The sequence below is a fragment of the Bacillus sp. 3255 genome (genome assembly GCF_031456485.1).
GTDB lineage: Bacteria > Bacillota > Bacilli > Paenibacillales > NBRC-103111 > Paenibacillus_E.
The window spans coordinates 59239-83303 of the sequence record NZ_JAVDUS010000003.1; the positions used below are offsets into that span (position 1 = coordinate 59239).

Annotated in this window: 17 protein-coding genes; 13 read left to right on the forward strand and 4 right to left on the reverse strand. The window is 47.4% G+C overall.

Features of this window, described 5'->3' with window-relative positions:
- Positions 1 to 80: 80 nt before the first annotated feature.
- The 4 genes from J2X61_RS05115 to J2X61_RS05130 form a co-directional block, all read right to left on the reverse strand.
- Positions 81 to 1754, reverse strand: a complete 1674-nt coding sequence (locus J2X61_RS05115) for an extracellular solute-binding protein (RefSeq protein WP_310186344.1) — start codon at positions 1752 to 1754, stop codon at positions 81 to 83.
- Positions 1755 to 1819: 65 nt separating this feature from the next.
- On the reverse strand, positions 1820 to 2695 hold the full coding sequence (locus J2X61_RS05120; RefSeq protein WP_310186347.1) for a carbohydrate ABC transporter permease: 876 nt from the start codon (positions 2693 to 2695) through the stop codon (positions 1820 to 1822).
- An 18-nt stretch (positions 2696 to 2713) separates the two neighbouring features.
- Entirely contained in the window at positions 2714 to 3652 is a 939-nt protein-coding gene (locus J2X61_RS05125; RefSeq protein WP_274469332.1) for an ABC transporter permease, read from the reverse strand.
- 256 nt (positions 3653 to 3908) lie between these two features.
- The gene (locus J2X61_RS05130; RefSeq protein WP_310186348.1) at positions 3909 to 6128 is read right to left on the reverse strand and encodes a helix-turn-helix domain-containing protein; all 2220 of its coding nucleotides are present in this window, start codon (positions 6126 to 6128) and stop codon (positions 3909 to 3911) included.
- A 278-nt stretch (positions 6129 to 6406) separates the two neighbouring features.
- On the opposite strand from J2X61_RS05130, the gene J2X61_RS05135 reads away from it, so the two are divergent.
- The 13 genes from J2X61_RS05135 (at position 6407) to J2X61_RS05195 (ending at position 24049) form a co-directional block, all read left to right on the forward strand.
- Positions 6407 to 7429: a response regulator transcription factor gene (locus J2X61_RS05135; protein WP_310186350.1), complete on the forward strand. Its 1023-nt coding sequence runs from the start codon at positions 6407 to 6409 to the stop codon at positions 7427 to 7429.
- Positions 7429 to 9234 carry a cache domain-containing sensor histidine kinase gene (locus J2X61_RS05140; protein WP_310186351.1) on the forward strand — a complete coding sequence of 602 codons (1806 nt, stop codon included), beginning with the start codon at positions 7429 to 7431 and terminating at the stop codon, positions 9232 to 9234. The genes J2X61_RS05135 and J2X61_RS05140 overlap by 1 nt, the downstream gene beginning before the upstream one ends.
- Positions 9235 to 9335: 101 nt before the next feature.
- A complete protein-coding gene (locus J2X61_RS05145) occupies positions 9336 to 10310 on the forward strand; it encodes an ABC transporter permease (RefSeq protein ID WP_274468991.1) in 975 nt (324 codons plus the stop codon).
- A 15-nt stretch (positions 10311 to 10325) separates the two neighbouring features.
- Positions 10326 to 11219, forward strand: coding sequence for a carbohydrate ABC transporter permease (locus tag J2X61_RS05150; RefSeq protein WP_274468992.1), 894 nt, complete (start codon positions 10326 to 10328; stop codon positions 11217 to 11219).
- Positions 11220 to 11233: 14 nt separating this feature from the next.
- A complete protein-coding gene (locus J2X61_RS05155) occupies positions 11234 to 12877 on the forward strand; it encodes an ABC transporter substrate-binding protein (protein ID WP_310186355.1) in 1644 nt (547 codons plus the stop codon).
- A gap of 43 nt (positions 12878 to 12920) precedes the next feature.
- Positions 12921 to 14330 (forward strand): sulfatase family protein, encoded by a 1410-nt coding sequence (locus J2X61_RS05160; protein ID WP_310186358.1) that lies wholly within the window; start codon positions 12921 to 12923, stop codon positions 14328 to 14330.
- Between the two features lie 99 nt (positions 14331 to 14429).
- On the forward strand, positions 14430 to 15404 hold the full coding sequence (locus tag J2X61_RS05165; RefSeq protein WP_310186359.1) for an SGNH/GDSL hydrolase family protein: 975 nt from the start codon (positions 14430 to 14432) through the stop codon (positions 15402 to 15404).
- 29 nt (positions 15405 to 15433) lie between these two features.
- The gene (locus J2X61_RS05170; protein ID WP_310186362.1) at positions 15434 to 17758 is read left to right on the forward strand and encodes a helix-turn-helix domain-containing protein; all 2325 of its coding nucleotides are present in this window, start codon (positions 15434 to 15436) and stop codon (positions 17756 to 17758) included.
- Between the two features lie 67 nt (positions 17759 to 17825).
- Entirely contained in the window at positions 17826 to 18200 is a 375-nt protein-coding gene (locus tag J2X61_RS05175) for a cupin domain-containing protein (protein WP_310186363.1), read from the forward strand.
- A gap of 278 nt (positions 18201 to 18478) precedes the next feature.
- On the forward strand, positions 18479 to 20359 hold the full coding sequence (locus J2X61_RS05180) for a chondroitinase-B domain-containing protein (protein ID WP_310186365.1): 1881 nt from the start codon (positions 18479 to 18481) through the stop codon (positions 20357 to 20359).
- A gap of 157 nt (positions 20360 to 20516) precedes the next feature.
- A complete protein-coding gene (locus J2X61_RS05185; RefSeq protein WP_310186366.1) occupies positions 20517 to 22151 on the forward strand; it encodes a type 2 periplasmic-binding domain-containing protein in 1635 nt (544 codons plus the stop codon).
- Between the two features lie 39 nt (positions 22152 to 22190).
- Entirely contained in the window at positions 22191 to 23156 is a 966-nt protein-coding gene (locus J2X61_RS05190) for an ABC transporter permease (protein ID WP_379239674.1), read from the forward strand.
- Positions 23157 to 23170: 14 nt separating this feature from the next.
- Positions 23171 to 24049, forward strand: a complete 879-nt coding sequence (locus tag J2X61_RS05195; protein ID WP_274469000.1) for a carbohydrate ABC transporter permease — start codon at positions 23171 to 23173, stop codon at positions 24047 to 24049.
- Positions 24050 to 24065 lie beyond the last annotated feature (16 nt).

Consider the following 24065-nt stretch of genomic DNA (forward strand, 5'->3'; position numbering starts at 1 on the left):
CCTAGTCCTATCCGGGGGCTACGTCATGTGTAAACGGCGCTCCGGCCGATCATCCTCGGGAGCGCCGCTCCTCCTTCGTTTTATTTCAATTCTTTCTGCGATTCTTCAGCGAATTTGTACAGATCATCAATACTGAATGCTTTGGTTTTGTTGTTCTCATACCAGTTGGCATAATAATCATCGACTTGCTTGCCGCCTGCTTTCTCCCAAATATCCTTGGCATCCTTCACAGCCTGCTGTGCCGTATAGCTGGTCCCGCCTACCAGAGCTTTCAACCAAATATCACCTTTGTCGATGTTGTTGGATTTGCTTGTGCTTTTGACAATCGCTTGCAGATTATCAGGCAGTACCGGCAAGAAGTCATAACCGAGCGAAGGGATCGGGCGATCTTTGTTAATATAGATTTCTTTGGATTTGAGGTTGATGTCGAGCAGTTCTTTTTGTGCAGGCACTTCAGGGCGAAGGTTGACCAGATACACTTCCGCGCATTTGCCCAGCAGCAAATCGGATCTCATCATGTTCAGATCGTCGGTATAAAGCTCTTTCTTATTTTTCTCGGTATCGATAGGCTGCAAACAGCCATTCGAGCCTTTTTGCGAATGTGTACCCTCAATGCCATTTTTCAGCAGGCTTGCATTTGCAGGATCCACCATCCAGTCAATATATTGCATAACCGCTTTCGGATCTTTCGCTTTGGCATTGACAACACCGACCATTTGCACGGGGGTGCTGATAATCGGGCTGAATTGGCCGAATTGGCTTTTCGGCAAAGCTATTGGAATGACCTTGGCCGTAGGGTTGTTCTTCTTCAACGTTTCATAGTTCGAGATGGTAAACCAGGCGCTGTCGATCGCAAAAATCCCTAGTTTTCCATTCATGAAATCTTGGATGCCTTTTTGTCCGTTTTTATCCGTGAGAAAATCCTTATCGACCAGACCGTCGTCGAACAACCGCTTCTGGAACTCGACGGATGCTTGGAGACGTTCCCAATCATGGACGAAATGACCGTTTTGTTCGGCCCAGTCGATCGAACGCCCGAAGATATGGCTGATTACGGAGAAGCCGACGCCGCTCAGGTTGATACCGAACGTATCCTTTTTACCGTTGCCGTCTGGATCCTGGTTCACGAATGCACTGGCGACGTTATACAATTCTTCCGTCGTGGTAGGGACCTGGAGGTTCAGCTTCTGGAGCCAATCCTCACGGATCAAGAGACGATGATGGGGGGCCACGACATTCAGACGCCCGATTTCGTACAATTTGCCGTCTTCCTTCGTTCCAATCTTGCGGAGCAGCGGGTACTTCTCCAGAATTTGTTTGTAGTTCGTGCTATATTTATCAACCATTTCATCAATCGGCATCAGCAGCTTCTGCGAATACCAGCTGTTCCTGTAGTTCGCATCATACTCGAGTATTAAATCCGGTGCGCTTCCAGAGGCGAGCAGGGCATTAAACTTCGGGAACGATTCCCAGCGGGGAACGGATGTATACTTCACATCGACCGGACCGTTCTTGTTGATCCAGTCCACCCAACGGTTTTTATCCCAGTTGCCTTCCTCCGGCGGAATATTGCCCCGGTCATAGACGGAGACTGTAATCGCGCCTCGGGCAGCAGGTTCGGTTCCAGAGGTCGCATTCGGATTTGACGGTGTCGCTGGATCGCCAGTTTTAGGTGTGGAGCAGCCTGCCAGTACGGCAGCACAGACTAGTGTAGACAGTAGAGCTTTCCGATGACGCTTACTTAACATAAACATGGAAATCCCCCCTTAGATCATTCGTTTCCCCATACATCTGAAATCAGGTCCTGTTTTCTTTCGTCTTATCCTTTAATCGCGCCGATCATAACCCCTTTGACAAAATACTTCTGCAAGAAAGGGTAGACGATCAGCATAGGCACAATGAGTACGATTACGCCGGCCGCTTTGATAGACTCTGGTGTCATTTGCTGCAAATCATCGGGTCTTACGGAATTAAGCTCTTGAAGAATCGATTGACTGGCGACCATTTGTTGAATCATCACCGCCAAATTCATGCGTGTGCTGTCATTGATGAACATAAGCACGTGTAAGAATGAATTCCAATATCCGACGCCATAGAATAAAGTCAACGTAGCCAAGACGGGCAGGGAGAGAGGGAGGATAATCCGGGTGAGAAGTCTCCATTCCCCGCAGCCATCCATCCTAGCCGCTTCTTCAAGCTCTTCAGGCACATTCATGAAGAAGGTCCGAAGGACGAGCATATTAAACGCGCTGATCAGTCCCGGCATCCAAATGGCGCCGTAAGTATCCAGTAAGCCGAGACTTTTCACGATGAGAAATAGAGGAATTAAAGGCGTTCCGAACAGCATCGTAAATACGATAGCAAGTGTAAAGAAGCGGCGCGCATAGAAATATGACTTGGCTAACGGATAAGCGGCCATGATTGTAAACCACATGCTTAGCCCAACGCCTACGATCGTAATTACGATACTATTCCAAAAGGCTTTGACCAGATTGGTGCCGCTGTATAAGGCTTTGTACGCTTCTATCGTCCAGCCCTGCGGCCACAGCGTGACATGCCCCGATACAATCGCCTGATAGCTGCTTAACGACAAAGAGATAATATGCATCAAGGGTAGCACACAGCTTAGAGCTGCAAGGCCAAGGAACATATAATTGATCGTATAAAAGATTTTCTCATCCCAAGTTGGTTTCATGAAGGGGAGGCTCCTTTCTTACCACAGTCCTTGATCGAATTTACGGGCAAGTTGATTCGCAAGGACGACGAAGAAGAAGCCGACCAGAGATTCAAATAACCCGACCGCCGTCGTTAAACTGAACTGTCCTCCCTGGACACCTACGATAAAGATATAGGTGCTGATGACATTCGAGACATCCGAAACGGCTGCATTTTGGAGTGTGTACACATGATCAAACCCGACTTCCATGACATTCCCCATACTCAGAACCAGCATGAGAATAATCGTGCTGCGAATGCCGGGCAGCGTGACATGCCAGATCTGCTTCCATTTGGATGCACCGTCGATGCTGGCAGCTTCGTACAGATGGGTATCGATCGAGGTAAGAGCAGCCAGATAGATGATCGCTCCCCAGCCCGCTTCCTTCCAAATCCCAGAACCAAGGAAGATAGCTATCCAGCTATGTTCTTGATACAAGAAGGCCGTGGTGTGACCCGTCCATAGCTCGAGCAATTTGTTCACAATACCGGATTGCTGGGCGAATATCGTAACGACAATGCCTCCGACGATGACCCATGAAAAGAAGTGAGGGATGTAGATCAGCGTCTGCACGATCTTTTTGAACCGCATGGCGCGAACTTCATTCAGTAAAATGGCGATGATGATGGGAAAAGGGAAACCAGCGACAATGCTTAATAAGCTCAATGTGATGGTATTACGGATGATGGTTACCGTCTGGGGTTGGGTGAATAGTGCCTTGAAATGCTGGAGGCCAACCCAGGGGCTTCCCCATATGCCTTCCATCAAGTTATAGTTCTTGAAGGCAATCACATTTCCTAATATGGGGAAGTATCGAAAAAGAATAAAGTAAGCAATGACGGGTACAAACATAACCAGCAGCGGCATGTTTTGCTTGAACCGACGACGGGGCAGCGACTTGGCCGTATTGCGGTCAAATCTTCGGGTAGTCATCATGGGGGCTGATTGAACGTTGTCTAACGGTGTATGCGGCATCGTGTCACCTCCTTAAGCGTTGAAATTGAACCATCTTTTGCTCCCTTGCCGTCGATGGAATCAATGTACCCCAGAGGTGCAGTTGCGCTCAATATACATGAATTAGCGAATATACGCTTATGCAATCCTTGCTGTACAAAGGCTTGTGCGGATCGGCCGCAGAGGTGGATAAACAAGAATTAACGATAAACATTCCTTGCAAAAATGATCATTCCGATTATTTCCGGTAGTCGCCAGGTGTAACGCCCGTATATTTCTTGAAGGCGCGAATAAACGATATCGCATGCGTATAGCCAACCTTAACCCCGATGTCCTGGACGGAATACCGACTGCTGTGGAGCAGCTTCTGCGCCTGTTCCATCCGGATCTTAACGAGATAATCAACGAACTTCTCGCCAAATTCTTCTTTGAATGCCCGGCTGACATGCGAGGGATGAAGCTGAAATTGCTCGCTTAGCGAGGAAAGCGATAACTCGGGATCTGCATAATGAGTCTCCACGTAAGTGCGAATTTGGTTCATGACGGCATGTGTGCTTCGGTCTTCGCGAATCCGTGCCATCCGCCGCGACACCTCTTCTAATTGGTGGAACCACTCTGCATACAATTCTTCGATTGTATCGAACCGTTCAATGGCGTCATTCAGCTGGGGCAGTGCCGCTTGCATGACTTCCTGCAGCTCGGCTGAGAGCTCCGTCATCTCCCGGTGTAAGTAATAAACGAAATAATTCATCAGATTCCGAATCTCGTCGTAAGAGAACAAACCGACCTTTAATTCGGTGAAAATTTGCTCCAAGGCCGGCTTCCAACCCTTGTCACCCAAGCGAAACGACTGAGCCAGTGATTTGATCAGAGGCAGGTGCTTATACATTTCCTTCTCCTCGGACGCTTCCGACTCCCAATGATAGAGAACCCGATTCGTCCCTAAGGTCGATTTAAAGCGTAGAACATGGGTGGCAGCCTCATAGGAATGAACCAGCTCCTGTACTTGTCCGACCACATGCCCGACACCCAGCGTAATGCGGAAATGCAAATGCTGCTCGACCCACGAACGTATATTTTCGCACAGATTGGCTGCGAGCTTCTCACTGTTTTTCACATTCTCATCGGCAAATATCACAACACTAAGCCTGTGCGTTGCCGTCCATTCCGCCCATACCGTCAGGCTAAGCGATTCAGCCGTTTCATACACGACCCGGCTTAATACAAATTTCAGCAATTCTTGATCCCTCTGAGAGAACATGCGGCATACTTCCATATACTTATCCATCTCGATGACGGCCGCAGCCAGCTGACTGAAGTCCGTAGGCAATTGCAGCCGTTTCATCTCGGCTTTCCATTCTTCATAATCTATCGCGCGGCTGCCTTCCAGCCATTCTTTGAAGAAGTGCCGCTGTCTGAATACGATATCTTCTTCATGCTGCTTCTCATAGCGGAGCGATAACTCCATGAGATTGCTGATGGCTCGGTCGATATACTGGAATTCGTCTTTTCTCTTGCCCTCGAAACCCAACGGCTTCAATTCGGAATAGGCATGGATACGGGACATAATCAGCTTAATCGGCTGATAATTCCGATAGGTCACATAGGTCATCCAAATCCCGCCAAGAACGACCATGACCAGTCCCAATCCGATCCATACATAAGAGAAGACAGAGGTGAAGGTATATAAATACTCATCGTTGAGACCGCTGCGGTATTCCCAGTTCGTATAAGTGGAGCGGATACGAGTCAGCTCAGACCCTTTATCGGCTCCATCTGCATTGCCGGAAGCTATCAGCCGGTTGCCTTCGGAATCGTATACGTGGATGAAGCTGATCTTAGAATTGGACATGCCGCCGACCATTCCTACAATAGAATCCATGCTGATATTGACAACAATGATCCCTTTTTGCCCGGATAACAGAGGAAACTTCCGTACTAAAGAAATAACGACTTTACGCCCATCCATCTCAGCAAATTCCTTGAAAACCCGCTGATTGGTCAGCTGGTATTTGGAAGGGCTTTGTATCATCGCTTCTATAAATGCTTTATCGCCGAAACGGTCTGCCGTTATCATCGTGTTCGGACTGATGACCATTCGATCGGAATCCCGGTAAAAATATACCGAATCAATAAAGTTGTTGTAATTCATCATTCCCCGAATTAATTCCGTGATTTCATAAGCGGAGTAATAGGGATTTCCCTCTAGTTTGTTGTCGAAAAACTGGTCGATCCGCGGATTTGTCTGCAGCTCCTTGATCACATATTCATCGATCGTCTTCAAGGTGTAGTCAACCGACTGCATGATATGTAAAGCATATGTTTTATTTGCATTGACAGCTTCTTTTTTGGACAATTGGCTGATCGAAAGAATGATAAGCACAATGAGTACGGAAGTGATCATGAAAAATACAGGCAAGTAAGAGAATAGAAGCCGATAGAACCAAGGTTTGGTCATAAAATCGCCCCTCTAAAATAATCCATCTGCAATGAAATAACAGTCTGTCGCGTTCGTCGTGCGACCGTCCACTGTCGTACGTTATATGCAAAATATTTAGGGATCATGCGTAAGAGACCCGTATTTACACACCCGTTTGGATGATGAACGATAGGGAAGTTTCGATTTTGATGATGATGTTCAAGTTTTAATGGGTATTCAGGCTAAAGGGAATCGTCTCATAATACAGGTATGGAGAATCGTCGGTATTGGATGATTTTATTGCGGGAGGCATGCGAATGGCCAGAATCTTTATTGTTGACGATGAACCTATCATCGGGATTGGTCTCAAAACGCTAATCGGGGAGTATCAACGGTTTAGTGAAATCGAAACATTTACGGACGGCGCGTCAGCGTTGTCGAACATCAGGGCGAATCCCCCTGACGTTGTGTTGACGGATATTCGGATGCCTCGTATGGACGGTTTGGAGCTATGCCGGAATATCCAGCAGCTAAAGCTATTCACCAAAGTCGCTGTGCTTTCGGGATACGGGGATTTTGCATATGCGCAAAAATGTATGTCGTACGGCGTGCAGGAATATTTGCTGAAGCCCATTACAGAAATCGAGCTTTTTCCGGTGCTGGATAAAATACTCGCCATGCGTGAACCGGCGCTGATGTCCTTCTCCCATTTTGAACAGTGGATCGATCAATTGGAGGAAGCGGTTTGGATGATGGACAAGGCTCGAGCCGATGAACTGCTGGAGGAGGGGAAGAGGGCGTTGTTCGCCGTTGAAACGGACATCCAGCAGCACCAGCGGGTATCCGACGCCGTCACGCTGCTTCTCAAGAAGCTGAATGCCAGAGGGACCTACAAGCTTGAAGCAAAGCCGCTTTTAGAAGTGAACACGTTCATCACGAATACGTACGAATGGTTTCAGGCCGAAATCGGAAGATGGATCCAGCAGCTGAGCAAGTACCGCAATCATGAAAGAATCGATGTATTGGAAGCGGCTATCCAGTACATTGAGGAGCATCTTTGCGAGGAGGAGCTTTCACTGGATATGGTGGCAGGGAAGTTAGGCGTAACGCCGACCTATTTCAGCCATTATTTTAAGAAAAATACGAATGAGACCTTCGTGCAATACCGGATGCGCAAACGAATCGATCGGGCCAAACAGCTGCTAGCCGTGCCGCACTACAAAATTATCGACATTGTAGCCGAGGTCGGTTATGAAAGCTACCCCCACTTTTCCAGAGTATTTAAGAAGGTGACGGGATATTCCCCTACGGAATATCGCGGGCTGCTTGGAATCAAATAATGAAGAACAGCCTGGTTCGCAAGGTTTATATGTACTTCGTCATCATTATCACGCTAACGTTGGTGACAGTGGGGGTCACCGGCTATTGGCGGTCATCCAATGAATTGGAGAATCAGTATGAAGGGCTGTTGACTCAAATCGTTGATAATGTGCTGCACGAAACCGATTTATTTCTGAAGAGCTACGAGAGGGCGACGCTTTCCATTATGATCTCTCCTGTAGTGAAAGAAGCGTTGGATCTTCCACGCCAAGCAACGGCTAGCTTTTATGCCTCCGAAATAGCCATGAAAAGTGTCTTTCAACCCGTTCTCATCAACAATCCGGAAATATCCATGACGTACATTATAGGGTATAACGGGTTCCAGGCAACGGATTTCAATGTTCACATTGTTCCTTTTAATTACAAAGGCTTTGAAGAATATGTGGAGCAGATGAAAGAAGACGATGCCATCAACGGGAAGCTGACGATCCAGGATTCCGGATTTCTGGACGGACATCTCACCTTGATTCGCAAATTGGCAGACCGCACCTCAGCTAAATCATTCAAAGGCATTATGGGCTTCGAACTAAAGATAGGGGAGTTAAACACACTCTGGAAGGGGATAAAGCTGGGACAATCCGGCTATTTCTTCATCGTCAACGATCGCGGGAAAATCTTATACCATCCGGATCCGAGCCGAATCGGTAAACAGCTCGATGGCATGCATTTCAATACGGTAGAAGCCAATAAAGACCAAATTTTTGAATTGCCCGGAGAACCGGGTCGCGTATTCTTTAGCCGGAAATCCGATTATTCCGGATGGACGCTGGTCGCAAGCATGTCGGTTGCCGAGCAGAGCAAGCCGATTTCGGACCTGCGGCAGACAACGCTAATCATCGGAATCGTTACCTTGATATTGGCCTTATTTCTAGCATATCGGTTCGGTCAATCGATCGTTCGGCCAGTCCGACTCCTGGAAAACGGCATGCGTCATACGGCCAAAGGTCAGTGGACCCGCGTACCTCTAACCGGAAGCCGTGATGAGATGGATCAACTTATTACAAGCTACAATACGATGGTGACGCGGCTGGAAGAGCTTGTCGAGCGGATCTATGAGACCGAGCTGCGCAGTCAGGACAATTTAATGAAACGGCAGCTCGCGGAATTCCAATCGCTGCAATTGCAGATTAATCCGCACTTCTTGTACAACACGTTGGAGATTATTATTTGTTACGCCGTTATTCAGAAATCAAGCGAAATCAAAGACATTGTCCGTTCTTTGTCCTATATGTTGCGCTATTCCATTCGCACCGATTTGGAGGAAATTACGGTTGCGAACGAGCTTAAACATATCCTGTATTTTATGTCGATCATGAAATACCGCAACCAGCGCGAATTTGAAATTGACGTTCGCATCAGTACGGCATATTTGCTGGACAGCATGGTTCGCTTGACGCTGCAGCCTTTGGTCGAGAATGTTTTCAAGCATGCGTTTCCCTATGGCATTGAGGATTCTCATACGATTATTATCGACGCTTGGAAGGATGAAGCGAATTTCTATGTCACCGTTGAAGACAATGGCTGCGGGATTGAAGCGGAAGCTCTTCTGCAATTAAATGAACGACTCATGAGCAGTCAGGAAGAGAGGCTGATGGATCCACAACCAACCTTCGGGGGGAGCATCGGCCTGCTTAATGTGCATAACCGGATTCAGATGGTATTCGGACCGCAATACGGGCTTTCCGTGCAAAGCGAGCTGGGAGCGGGCACGAAAGTAACGATTCGCATGCCGTCCTCCAGCGCAAAAAAAGTCATACCGGTGTAAAACAGCACAATGCTAGGCGATTCGTTTTTTTGTATCCTCAATCTAAGGAAAGACATCAAACCTAACATATGAGTCATGGTTATCGAAAGAGGGAGGGATTTATGGAAGTCACGGCTAGCAAGAGCAACCGTCTGTCAGCATGGGCCGGTAAAAAGGAAAATTACTTCTCCCGGCTGAGGAAGAACGCATCCAGCCATTGGCAGCTCTATCTGCTGATACTGCTGCCGATTATTTATTTGCTCATCTTCAAGTACGTGCCGATGTATGGAGCTTTAATTGCGTTCAAGAATTATGTTCCGACGAAAGGGGTATGGGGCAGCGACTGGGTAGGTTTGAAGCATTTCGATCGGTTTTTCCATTCGTATGAGTTTGTTCGAATTATGAAAAATACGATTCTGCTCAGCCTGTATAGTTTGTTCGCGGGGTTTCCGTTCCCAATCATACTTGCGCTTTCCTTGAATTACGTCAACTCTCGTTTTTTTAAGAAATCCGTACAGCTGATCACTTACGCACCGCATTTTATTTCGGTAGTCGTGATGGTTGGCATTATCTTGCAAATGATGGACCCACGGGTTGGCCTGGTGCAAACGATTATGAAATATTTCGGATTGCCCGCCATCAATTTCATGGGCATCCCTGAATGGTTTTCACACGTTTTTGTCTGGTCCGGCATTTGGCAGAACGTTGGTTTCTCCTGCATCATCTACCTGGCGGCGCTTGCAGCAGTCGATCCTTCGCTGCACGAGGCAGCTGTGATGGACGGAGCCAATAAAATACGGCGGATGTGGCATGTCGACTTGCCGGGCATCATGCCGGTTGCCGTGATCTTGCTGATCATGAACACCGGCCATGTGCTGGACATTGGCTTCGAGAAGGTATTGCTGATGCAGAATCCGCTGAATATGAGCGCTTCTGAGGTGATCGATACCTTCGTGTACAAAGTCGGCTTGGCCTCAACAGCTATCAATTATTCCTATTCGTCAGCCATTGGATTGTTTAAATCCATCATTAATCTGATCCTGCTGGTTCTCGTCAATCGGATAGCCCGTAAGTTGGGGCAAACCAGTCTGTGGTAATAAGGGGGTACGTCTATGACGGGAAGCATGAAAGAAAGTGCGGATGACAGGCTTTTTACCGTTTTGAATTACATCATCCTATTCATTTTTACAATTACAATCTTATATCCTCTGGTTTATATTGTTAGCGCTTCCTTCAGTTCATCCACGGCGGTTGTTTCCGGCAGAGTCTGGTTGTATCCGGTAGAGCCGACGCTGGCGGGTTATGAGGCGGTATTTAAACATCGTTTAATTATGTCGAGCTTTTTGAATTCGGTCTTTTATACCGTAGTGGGAACGATAATCAATGTGCTTTTTACACTCATAGCGGCATATCCGCTATCAAGAAAAGATTTTATGCCACGGAATAGCGTTATGGCTTTGTTCGTGTTCACCATGATGTTTTCAGGCGGATTGATCCCATCTTACCTGGTTGTGAAAGAGCTGGGGATGATCGACACCAGATGGTCTTTAATTATTCCAGGAGCGCTTTCTGTTATGAATATGATCATTGCCCGAACGTATTTTCAAACAACCATTCCGGATGAATTGCTTGAAGCCGCACAAATGGATGGATGCAGTGATTTTACGTTCGTGCGGAAAATCGTGCTTCCTTTGTCAGGTCCAATCATTGCTGTAATCTCGTTATTCTACGCAGTCGGACATTGGAATCAATATTTTAACGCGCTGCTTTATTTAAAACATCAGGAGCTGTATCCGCTTCAATTGGTTTTAAGGGATATATTGGTGCAGAACGAGGTCGACGCGTCGATGATAACGGACGTTGCCGACCAAGCGGCAAGGGATGGACTTAGAGAGCTTTTGAAATTCTCTCTTATCGTCGTGTCTACGCTGCCCGTGCTTATCATCTATCCATTCATACAAAGACATTTTGTCAAAGGCATGATGATTGGCTCATTAAAAGGCTAAAGGGAGGTTTTGACATGAAAAAAGCTCTAACCGCTTTAATCGCGATTACGACGTCCGTAGCTCTTCTAAGCGCATGTGCGGACAGCGGCCAACAGGAAGCAGCCCAAAAGACGGAAGCAAGCAAGGACGATCAAGTCACAGCAGCGGGTGAATTTCCGATAACGAAAGAAAAGACAACGCTCAGGGTTATGGTCAAAGGCTCCAGCATTGTCGAAAATTTCGCAACGAACGAGTTCACCAAGTGGCTGGAGGAGAAAACGAACATTCATATCGATTGGGAAGTCGCTCCGGAAAAAACATTTGCAGAGAAGCTTAACGTTTCACTCGCAAGCGGAGATTATCCGGACGTGCTGCTTAATATGAGCGTATCGCCGATTCAGCAGTCGATTTACGGTAAGGATGGCGTATTTATTCCGCTCAACCCGTATATTGACAAATATGGCGTGGAAATGAAGAAGATGTTCGAGCAAGTTTCCTATGTCAAAGATTTGATCACTATGCCTGACGGCCAAATTTATTCGGTCCCTCAGGTGAACGATTGCTACCACTGCTCACTGGGTCAAAAAATGTGGATCTATCAACCCTGGCTCGATAAGCTCGGATTAAAAATGCCGGAGACCACTGACGAGTTTTATCAAGTGCTGAAAGCCTTCAAAGAAAAAGATCCGAACGGAAACGGGAAGGCCGATGAGATTCCGCTAGTCGGCGCAACGAATGGCCCCTCGTCTACCTTGGACCTTTTTCTAACCAGCGCTTATGTCGAGAAGGACTTCAATCTGCGCTTCGTGAAGGATGGTAAGGTTCAAGTTGCCTACAATCAGCCGGAGTGGAAGGATGCTTTGACCTATATGCATAAACTGTTTGCCGAAGGTTTAATCTCTCCGCAAACGTTCACACAAGACAGAAACCAGCTGAAACAAATGGGGATGAACCCGGAAATCCCGATTGTCGGTGCTGTTGCTTCACAAAACCAAACGGTATTCGTCGAAGTCGATAACGCGAGATTCAAAGATTACGTAGCCGTTCCTCCGCTCAAAGGACCGTCAGGTATACGTTCCACGGCATATAATCCTTACGCAGTATCTGCAGGTCAATATGTCATTACCAATAAGGCGAAAAATCCCGCTGCCGCATTCCGTCTGGCTGACTTGCTGCTATCGGAGGAAGCGACGCTTCGCAGCACGCAAGGCCGACCTGATCAGGAGTGGGTGCGTCCTGCAGAAGGGGAGCTTGGCATTAACGGGAAGCCGGCCAAATGGAAACCGATCGCCACATTTGGCAAGCTGCAAAATGTTCACTGGGCGCAGGCGGGGCCGTCGCTGCGAACAAATGACTTGCGGTTAAGCGTGGTTGCGGATCCCAAAAATTCGCTGGAGCTTGTTTTGTATAAAGAAACGAAAAAATACGAGCCTTACGCAATCAATGCGAGTAAAATTGTGCCGCCATTGTTCTTCACCAATGAACAAGCTGAGGAGCTATCTACGCTGGAGAAGACGCTTACGGACTATCGAGCAGAATTTTTTGCGAAAACGGTTACAGGCTCACTGGACATTGACAAGGAATGGAACAACTACTTGAGCACTTTGGACAAAATGAACCTGAAACGCTATCTGGAAATTTATCAAGAAGCCTATACCCAGTTTAAATCGAAAAAGTAGCTGCATCGGGAAGCATTCCCGTCTCGTGAGAGTGAGGTACAAGATGGAAGAAAAGAATTCTAAGAAGCATTCTGACGGAAGACCTAATGTCGTCTTTCTAATAGCGGACGATCATCGTGGCGACGCCATTCGAGCATTCGGCGATGAAACCGTGCAGACGCCGGCGTTGGATGCCTTGGCTGCCAGCGGAACATCGTGTCGTAACGTTCATATCTTCGGTGGCTTGACCGGGGCGGTTTGTGCACCGAGCAGAGCGTGCGTCCATACGGGTATTCCCATCTTTCGAGCGACGATCGGCAAGGATATGACGGTCCGGGAGCATTCAAGCGTCATTCGTCCGGATGTACGGCTCATGCCGCAAACGATGCAGAGTGCCGGGTATTGCACGCATGCAATCGGCAAATGGCATAATGACAAGGCAAGCTTCGCCCGAAGTTTTGAAGGAGGGGATAAGCTGACTTTTCACGGCATGAGCGAGCATACGAAGGTTCCAGTGTATGATTATGACCAGACGGGGGCTTATCCGAAAGAGCAGGAATATATCGAACGGACATTCTCGACGGAATTGTTTACGAACGCCGCCGTCCAATTTATTGAGGATTACCGTGAGGAGCGGCCGTTCTTCCTGTATGTGGCGTATACAGCGCCGCATGATCCTCGAACCGCGCCGGAGCCGTATGCAAGCATGTACGACAAAGCCAGTATTCCGCTGCCTCCGAACTTTATGAAGGAGCATCCGTTCGATACCGGCGATATGATGGGCCGGGATGAGAAGCTTGCACGATGGCCGAGGGGCGAGGACGAAATCCGTGAGCATATGGCCGATTACTATGCGATGATAAGCCATTTGGACGCACAAATCGGCAGAGTCGTCGAGGCGTTGAAGGCAAAGGGCATTTATGACGATACGCTCATCGTGTATACGGCGGATCATGGCTTGGCGGTCGGGCAGCACGGACTGATGGGTAAACAGAACCTTTACGAGCACAGCGTACGCATACCGCTTATATTCCGGGGGCCGGGCGTTCCGGCGGGCCAGCAAGTGCCTGCACTGGCCAGCAATATCGATATTTTCCCTACCGTTGCTGGGTTATGCGGCGTTGAACTTCCGGAGGAAACGGAAGGCATCAATCTCTGTCCTGTCCTTGCAGGAGAAAGCGATGGCATGCGCGGTATCGTGTGTTCGGTCTATCGAGACGTCCAGCGGATGGTAACGGATGGCAGGTGGAAGCTGATCCGGTATTATCACTCGCCGGTAACGAACACAGGAACAGAGCGGATCCAGCTCTTCGACCTGCGGAGCGATCCTTGGGAAACGCACGATTTGTCGGCGGATCCGGCCAGTGCTGGGGACATCGAACGGCTTGCCTCAGGCTTAACCTCGTGGATGCAAGCTAGCGGTGATATTTTGCAGGATAGGCCGGTCATTCCTGTTACCTCGCAGATGAGTTAGCCCATCAAGGGTGGAGGGGGAAGACCTAAGCTCATAAAGAGTCGCGTATATCGCGGCTCTTTTATTTAATGGATGATGAGATGAAAGGAGAAATGAAGCATGCAAACGATTGAATTAAATAAAGAGTGGTTTCGAGGGGCCGTTTCAATAGAATCGAATGAGACCGGGCTCCGGCCATGGCGATTGCCGCAGGATCAGCTCCGCTTATTTGCATCCAAATTAGTGGAGAAGGCAGGGGAAACAGCGGGTGTTAGAATTGCTTTCTTAAGCAATTCCACTTCGGTGGAGCTGCAAGTGGCGATTACGGATAAAGATGTACAATTTGATATTGTGATTGAAGATGAATTAGTCGGTACCAAGACGCTTATTGCAGGAGAAGAAATTTGTTTATTTACGAGCTTGCCTAGCGGCATGAAGAGGATTGACATTTATTTTCCGCCCCATGCTGTCGTCATTGTAAAAGCACTAAAGGTTGATATAGGGTCTTGGGTCACACCCTTGCCAAACCATCAACCGCGGTGGGTTGCGTACGGCAGCTCCATTACCCAATGCAGCACGGCTGAAAGTCCGGCACTTACTTGGCCGGCAATCGTAGCGCGCAACAAAGGTTGGGACTTCATGTGTATGGGATTCGGCGGACAATGTCATTTGGAACCGATGGTTGCTCGCGTCATCCGTGATCTTCCTGCGGACGTCATTTCGATGTGCCTCGGCATTAATGTGATGGGGAGTAATAGTTTAAATATCCGAACATTTCGTTCCGCCATTATTGGCATGGTATCGATCATTCGGGAAAAGCATCGCAGCACGCCTCTATTCCTATTTTCTCCTATTTATTGTCCTTACAGGGAAACCATCGAGAATGGAGTAGGGATGACCTTGGTTACAATGAGGAAAGAAATTCAGGAAGCGGTGAATGTGCTAACTTCATACGGGGATTCCAATCTTACTTATGTAGACGGCTTGGATATTCTCGGAGAAGCCTTTATCGATAAATTACCAGATCAGCTTCACCCGAACGCGGAAGGAAATAAAATTATAGCCAATCATGTACAGGGTATTTTGAATATTTAACTATGATCCCTATTGCCAGGAGGTCATTCATGCTGCAGAAGTTGTGGAGATACAATAGAAGTGTAATTGCTACATGGTTATTCTCTTATTTGTCCGTCTTGTTGGTTCCTATTGTCAGCAGTATGATTCTGTATTCTGCAACCCGTAGTTTGGTGGAGAAAGAAATCAATAGGGCGAACGAGCTGCTTCTCACGCAAATAGAAATGTCTATTGACAGTAAATTAAAGGGCTTGGATCAATTAAGCTTGGAGGTTGCTCTAAACAAGAATGTAGCCTCTTTCACCAATGTCGAACAGCCATTATCTGACGATCATTATTATCAACTGTTTAACATCGCCGAGAATTTAAGAACCTATCAAAAAGCTAATGATTACATTGAGCAAATATACGTGATGTACGCAAGTAGCGATACCGTTGTCTCCACGTTTAACCACACCGATTCCCGAGGTCTGCATGCTCTTATGAGACAGCGGCAGGAGACTTCCTTTGAGGATTGGAGAAAGCTTTTTGACGGTAAATATATATATCAATATTCGCCTATGCAGTATTGGAAAGAGGGAACGCCGTTGCCTGCGGTGATGCTGGCCCGCTCGCTTGTCTTGAATAATCCGACACAGCCGTATCCCATACTGATCTTCCTGATTAACGAGAATAAGCTGCTGGAAAGCATTCCGCAATACACGGATTCATCGGTACTGATTCTGGACAAAGATAATCGCTTCATTGCAGCGTCCAAAGATAAACAAAAGCTTCTGGATTACTTGCCTTCAGAGCGTCTGCACGGGAAGAAGGGGCTGGTTTATGCAGAAATGAATCAGGATAAAGCGGCTGTCTCTTACATTGCATCCGAGCTAACGGGGTGGAAATATGTGTCCGTTCTCCCAGCAGATATCTTCAATGAAAAGATGGAATATTTGAAAACCATTACAAGGCTGAGCATGGCTATGGGATTGTTGATTGGCCTCATCGTCACGATCATTTTCTTGAGAAAAAATTACATGCCGATTCAAGTGCTGCTGCAGAACATGACGCAAAAGTTCGGATTTCGTTTTGATGGGAAGTCTAACGAATATTCATTTTTGCAAAATGCCCTTCACCGTACATTTGTTGAGAAAGATGAAATCAGCAAACTGCTAAAGCTGCATAATCATACGATCAGAGCGCATTTTTTGACGCGATTATTGAAGGGGCAGTTGGAGAGGAAGCTTCCGCTTCGGGAATCGTTCGTTGCCCACAACGTCCACTTTCATTCGGACCGGTTCGCGGTGCTGCTCTTCAGCATTGACGCTTACGGTAAACTGCAATCCGAAGAAGCCGAGGATTCATTCGGGCCGAGCACGCAGTTGCTCCACTTTATTCTAAGCAATGTGATCGGGGAACTCGCCGGCGAAGACGCGACGGTTTACACCACCGAAGTGAACGAGCTGACAGCCTGCATCATGAATTTGAATTCATGTTTATCCAAGGAAGAGGAAGACGAGGCATTAATTCGAATGGCCGTCCAGACGCAAGCGTTCATCAAGGAACACATTCATGCGGAGATGACGATTGCTGTGAGCGGCGTTCACAGGGACGTATACGGGATTTCACAATCGTATCAAGAGGCCTTGGAAGCTCTTGAGCATCGCATCGTGCTTGGCAGCGGACAGTTGATTCGGTATAAGGAGATCAGCATGGAGACTGCTCGACCCGGCAGAAACTATTATTATCCTTTGAGCATTGAACAACAGCTCGTTTATTATGTGAAAACGGGGAACCTGCTCAAATCGCAGGCATTGTTAGGAGAAATTTATGAGGCGAATTTCAAGGTCCACCCGGTGTCGGTTCCACTAGCCAAATGCTTGTTGTTTAATCTGGCAAGCACGATGCTGAAAACGCTCGATGAGGTGAGCACGATCAGCAAACGAAATTTCGAAGCGCACGCCGAAGATGTGGAACGGTTGTTGAACTGTGATACGGTTCAGGACATGATGACGCATATGAACCGGGTACTCGAGGAGGTCTGCGAATGGATTCAAACCGACAAGAAAAATCATCACACCTATCTGATTAATGATATACGCAACTATATTCAGTCGCATTACCGGGATGTCAATTTGAGTATTTCGATGATCGGGGAATCCTTCTCGCTAACGCCATCCTACATATCCAAAATATTCAAAGAGCATACAGGTGAAACGCTGCTCGATCTAATCAATCAAACGCGACTGACAGCGGCAAAAAAGCTTCTATCCGAGCAAAACTTGACGGTTAACGAAATTGCCAGGCGCGTCGGGTATGCGGATGTGAGCACGTTCTTGCGAATTTTCAAGAAATTCGAAGGCATGACGCCAGGGAAGTATCAGAAGATCTAGCTCCGATTTTGTTATCAACAAATGAGGCCGATCAAGCTTTAATTAACAAATAAGGGAGGAATGGCGGATGAAAATGTTGCGATTATGCGATCTGCAGGATATCCAAAGCGGTCATATCTTGCAGGACGTACTGCCGGGGGCGTATTTGTCCTCAGGCGGCCTTGCCTTTGCTAAGCAGGGGGAACGCAGCCACACGAATGACGGACCGGATGGCAGGGACTACCACATCCATGGGGATTGTGAAGCGTTTCTTATTTTGCAGGGATCGGGAACTATGGAGGTGGATGGGGTATTTCATCGGGTAAGGGTCGGTGATGTTGTGATTATCGAGCCTGGTGAAGATCATCATCTGCTTTCAAGTGAGGATGACCCGATCGTCACGGTTTGGTGCCACGCGGGACCCAGCCGTCATAAGGATCAGCAGGATAAGGGACCGGTATGAACGTAATTCCGAGCCGGCATGCGAGCGATTTTTCTAATTTCACAATTCGTTTGATGTATTGCTAAAGCTTGAGTTTATTTTCTGCACATCATCCTCGAATTTGCATATCCACAAATGATACCAAATGAGGTTCAATCATTATGCAACACGAAATAATCGCAAACGACTTGCTGTGGAAGGGGGTGCAGGAACGCTTACTTAAAGAGCTATTTTGCAAGCGCTTTCGATTCATGTATTTCATTCTATTCAACGAAAAGGACGGTGTTAGTTACATGAAGATGTCCCTAAGGAAAGCTGCAGCAATCCTGTTATGCGCACTCATGCTCATAAGCTTGATTCCTGGATTCGTTGCTGCTGCAGACACGAAATTCACCATCGCGGGGTCCCAAGTGACCGCAAGTTCCGACGATGGGAATGTTCCTGCGAATGTGGTAGATGGCGATATGGGAACCCGCTGGTCAGCCAGCGGTGACGGCCAGTGGATCAAGTTTGATCTTGGCTCCAGCGTAACCGTAGCCTTTGTTAAAATTGCTTTTCTAAATGGCTCCACACGTACCTCCACTTTCGATATTCAGACTTCTGCAGACAATTCAACGTTCACGACCATTCAAGCGAATGTAACAAGCAGCTTGGCAGATGGCTTCCAAACCTTCGATTTCCCAGATGCTGCATCCGTCAGATATGTGCGGATCCTCGGGCATGGCAATTCGGCGAGTGCTTGGAACAGCTATTTGGAGGTTGAGGTGTATGGGAATGGAGGCGGCACCCCTGTAGAAGATTCAGTGACGGTTTCGACCCCGGCCCAACTGCAGAATGCGATCAACCAGGCCGTACCAGGCAGGACGATTTATTTGCAAGATGGCACCTACTCACAATCTGGCCCCATCACGATCAATGGGATTCACGGTCAGGACGGCAGTGAAATTACAATTAAAGCCGTTAACCGCGGGCAGGCGATTCTATCCGGAGGGGCTTCTTTCAGTCTGTACCAGTCGTCCTATGTGACGATCTCGGGGCTGACATTTACAACAACGACCAGCTCTAGCAACAATGCAGTGAAAATTGATGAATCCAACCATATTCGCTTGACTCGCAATGCATTCAATCTGAATGAAACCGGAGCCACGAACAATTGGGTGAAAATCAGAGGAATCAACAGCGATAATAACCGGATTGACCGGAATGAATTCAGATCCAAAGCGGATCCTGGCCCCATCATTGCCGTAGATGGCGATGGAAGCAGCTATATGTCGCGCTACACGATTATCGACCGCAACTATTTCTATGACAGCGCGCCAAGGATTACCAACGGGAAGGAGAGCATTCGTCTTGGCTTATCCGGCGTGTCTTTATTAAACGGGTATTCAACCGTCGAGAACAATCTGTTTGAGAACAGCGATGGAGACCCGGAAATCATTTCGGTGAAAAGCAGCGGCAATACGATTCGCTACAATACGATTCGAAACTCGCAAGGGCAGGTATCGGCAAGGCATGGTAATAACAATCAGTTTTATGGGAATTTCTTTCTGGGCAATGGGAGCAAATCCGGTGTAGGCGGGTTCCGAATTTATGGTACGGATCATCGCATCTATAATAATTATTTCGAAGGTCTTACTCTCGATGCCATTAACCTCGATGGCGGAGATTGGGATGGCGGACCGGATTCCACCAACTATAGCAGCGGGGATTTAAGCAAGCACTGGAGGGTGTACCGAGCGCAAGTTGCGAACAATACCATCGTTGACAGCACGTTTGGCATCATCATCGGCAGAAGCTATACCTCAGCGCCGGTGGACAGCCGGGTGGCCAATAATATCGTTCGTAATAGTACAGGAACGCTTTATGAAGAAGTGAAAACATCGAACACCGTGTTCGAAGGGAATATCGGCTACGGCAGCACATTGAATAACCGTTCGAGAACTTCTTCCGAAATTCGGAACATCACCCCTTCGTTCACAACAATTAACGGCTTGCAGAAGCTAAGCTCAGGAAGCGCTGCCGTTGATGCTGCTGTAGGCAGCTATTCTTACGTCACACAGGATATGGACGGTCAAACGCGTTCGGTGAATGATGTTGGCGCAGATGAATATTACAGCTCTTCTACGGCAATCGTCCGCAACCCGCTTGGAGCTTCGGATGTAGGGCCTAATAGCCCATAATGTAACCATCTAGACAGGTATGCAAAATCTGGACTTTCGGTTTTGCATACCTGTTTAGAAATTGAAGATAGTTTTTCTCTTATCCATTAGGCAATATGGAATAGGTAGACGTTTTCAAATGGATTCAACGGTTTGACTACGGAAATGGGGGCTGACCATGGAAAGTAAACATTTGACAAGAAAATACAGTACTGCGGGACTCAGTGTCCTCCTGTTAACAGGCATCGTACTCTCTGCTTGCTCGGAGACTAGCTCCACAAGTAAGGAAACCGCAACCCCATCCACAACAGGTGCAGCTAAGGCGATCTACCCTCTGAATACGAAGGAAACGCTAACCTCTTGGGAAGGTTTAAACAATAATGCCACCACGTTTTATCAAAACTTGGCTGATACGCCATTCGGTAAACGGCTGGCCAAAGATACCGGCGTTGAGGTCAAATATATCCATCCCAATGATCAGCAAACGAAGGAGCAATTCAATCTGATGATTGTTGCCGACAAGCTGCCGGATGTCATTGAATATGATTGGACGGGAAGAAGCTCGGGGTCTTACCCGGGCGGTCCGGAGAAGGCGATTAACGATAAAGTCATTCTGGAGCTTAATGATCTCATTGATAAGTATGCGCCGAACTTGAAGAAGAGGCTGGCCGAAGACAAAGAGCTTGACAAAATGGTCAAGACGGATAGCGGCAAATATTACGTATTTCCGATGATCCGCAACCCTTCCGGACTTGTATTCCGGGGACCTATCATTCGCAAAGACTGGTTGGATGAGCTGCACTTGCCGATTCCAGAGACCATTGAGGAATGGGAGACGACGTTAAAGGCATTCCGTGACAAAAAGGGAGCGAAGGCACCATTCAGTGTAACCTATGTCAACGGGAACTTCGAAATTCGCGATGCCTTTGTCGGCGCTTATCATACTTCGAACACCTTCTACCTCGATGATGCAGGTAAAGTCAAGTATGGCCCCGTCGACCCCCAATATAAAGAGTTCTTAACCCTGTTCCGGAAATGGTATGCCGAGGGGTTGTTCGATAAAGATTTTGCACTGACGGACGGGAAAGCGTTGGATACGAAAATTCTTGGCGGTCAAACCGGAGCAACCGTTGGCCTGCTGAGCGGAGGTCTGGGCAAATGGCTGGATGCAATGAAAACGAAGGATCCGAAGTTCAATCTTGTGGGCTCGCCTTACCCAACCCTCAAAAAAGGGGCGAAGCCTTTCACCGGACAGATGGATTTCAAATATAATCCAGGTCCAAGCAAAGCGGTATCGGCCACGACGAAAAATCCGGAACTGGCTGTTCGTTGGCTTGACTATGCCTTCAGCACGCAAGGCGGTCTATTGTTCAACTTTGGCATCGAAGGTGAAAGCTATGTCATGAAAGACGGAAAACCTACGTATACCGATCAGATTGTCAAAAATGAGAAGTACAGCTTGCAGCAAATGGTCGCTCAGTATACGAAGCCAAACGGCCCTTATGAAGCGGATGAAAGACGAAACTGGAATACTTACCCTCAGCAAGACGAAGCTGTCAAATTGTGGATGAATACCGATGCGGCCAAACATACGATACCTGCGTTTCTTACACCAACCGCCGAAGAAAGCAAAGAACTCGGTAAAATCGTTAACGATGTCAGCAATTATAAAGAAGAAATGTTTTCGAAGTTCATCATGGGCAAGGAACCTCTTGAAAATTACGTTAAATACGTCGAGCAAATCAAAAAGCTAGGCATTGATCGTGCAGTAGAGATTTATCAGAAATCGCTTGACCGGTATAACAAGAGATAGAAGACCGCTAAGGATTGGCTAAGGAAGGAGTGGAAGGATATGTCAACCAAACCGCTGTTAGATTCGGGAACGGCCATAGCTGTGAAAACAGCTGCGTTCCCGGGTCTAGGCATTCTGAAAGATATTCGGAAAAATAAACTGCTCTATCTCATGCTGGTTCCTATTATTTTGTTTTTTGGATTGTTTCATTACGTCCCCATGTATGGCGCATTGATCGCCTTTAAGGATTTCTCCCCGAGGCTTGGCATTCTAGGTAGCCCATGGGCCGGTTTCGAGCATTTTAAAACATTTTTCGAAGGCATTTATTTCTGGCGTACGTTGAAGAATACGATACTTATCAGCTTGTATGATCTTATCTTTGGATTCCCTGCTCCAATCATCCTGGCGCTGCTGCTCAACGAAGTTAAAAAGACCGTTTTCAAACGATCAATCCAAACCATTACCTATATGCCGCATTTCGTATCGCTCGTCGTTGTATGCGGGATGATCAAGGAATTCACCGGAAGCAGCGGTCTGGTCAATGATTTGATAGCCTTTCTAGGCGGGGAGCGGCTCTCACTGCTGCTGGAAGCCCAGTTTTTCCGTACGATTTATGTCTCCTCCGGTGTTTGGCAGCATATTGGTTGGGGGACCATCATCTACTTGGCAGCACTAGCGGGCATTGATACGGAGCAGTATGAGGCTGCGAAAATCGACGGCGCAGGACGCTGGAAGCAAATGTTCCATATCACGCTGCCCGGCATCATGCCCACGATCGTGATTCTATTGATTCTCGAGATGGGACGCATGTTGAACGTAGGGACGGAGAAAATTATTTTGCTATATAATCCAACCATTTATGACACGGCTGATGTTATTAGCTCTTACGTGTATCGAATGGGCCTTCAGGAATTCAATTACAGCTTCAGCTCAGCCGTCGGTTTATTCAATTCGGCCATCAACTTTACCCTTGTCATCGGGTCCAACTGGTTAAGCCGTAAGCTGAATGATACCAGTTTATGGTAATGGGGGGATGACGAATGTATCGGAAATCTTTGGGTGAATGGACGTTCGATCTCGGAAACTACGTGTTATTGTCCCTGCTCGCTGTCGCTACGATGTACCCTATCGTGTATGTCTTGTTCGCCTCATTAAGCGATCCTACGCTGTATATGCAGCATAGCGGAATTCTTTGGAAGCCGCTGAATTTCAATCTGAAGGCATACAAACTTGTGTTCGATAATGGTACGATCATGCGCGGCTATGTCAATACGATGATCATTGTCGTTGTGGGCTTATCTCTGAATATACTTCTGACTTCTCTGGGCGCTTATGCGCTGTCCCGTAAATGTCTGGGTTACCGCAAGCCGCTTATGCTGTATGTCGTTTTTACGATGTTTTTCAGCGGTGGCATGATCCCGTTTTATTTTACGGTCAAAGGGCTCGGGTTGGCGAATACATTATGGGCATTGATTATTCCACAAGCCATTTCCGCATTCAATCTAATTCTGATGAAAACAGCCTTTGAAGCCATACCGGATAGCCTTGAAGAATCCGCGAAGATGGACGGGGCGAATGAATTTGTTATTTTGTTCCGGATTATGCTTCCGCTCTGTATGCCTGTTGTTGCCGTTATGCTGCTGTACTACGGAGTGAGCCACTGGAACGCTTGGTTTAACGCGCTTATTTTTTTGCAAGACCGATCACTGTACCCGCTTCAGCTTGTGCTTAGAGAGCTTCTGCTGCAGAACGAAGCGAGCTCTATGGCGAGCGGTTCGAGTTCGGGCGATGTATCGATATTAGGAGAGACGTTGAAGCATGCCACCATCATAATCGCTACAGTACCGATTCTTATCGTCTATCCCTTCCTGCAGAAATATTTCGTCAAAGGCGCCTTAATTGGTGCGATTAAAGGATAATGAAGGAGAGTACATT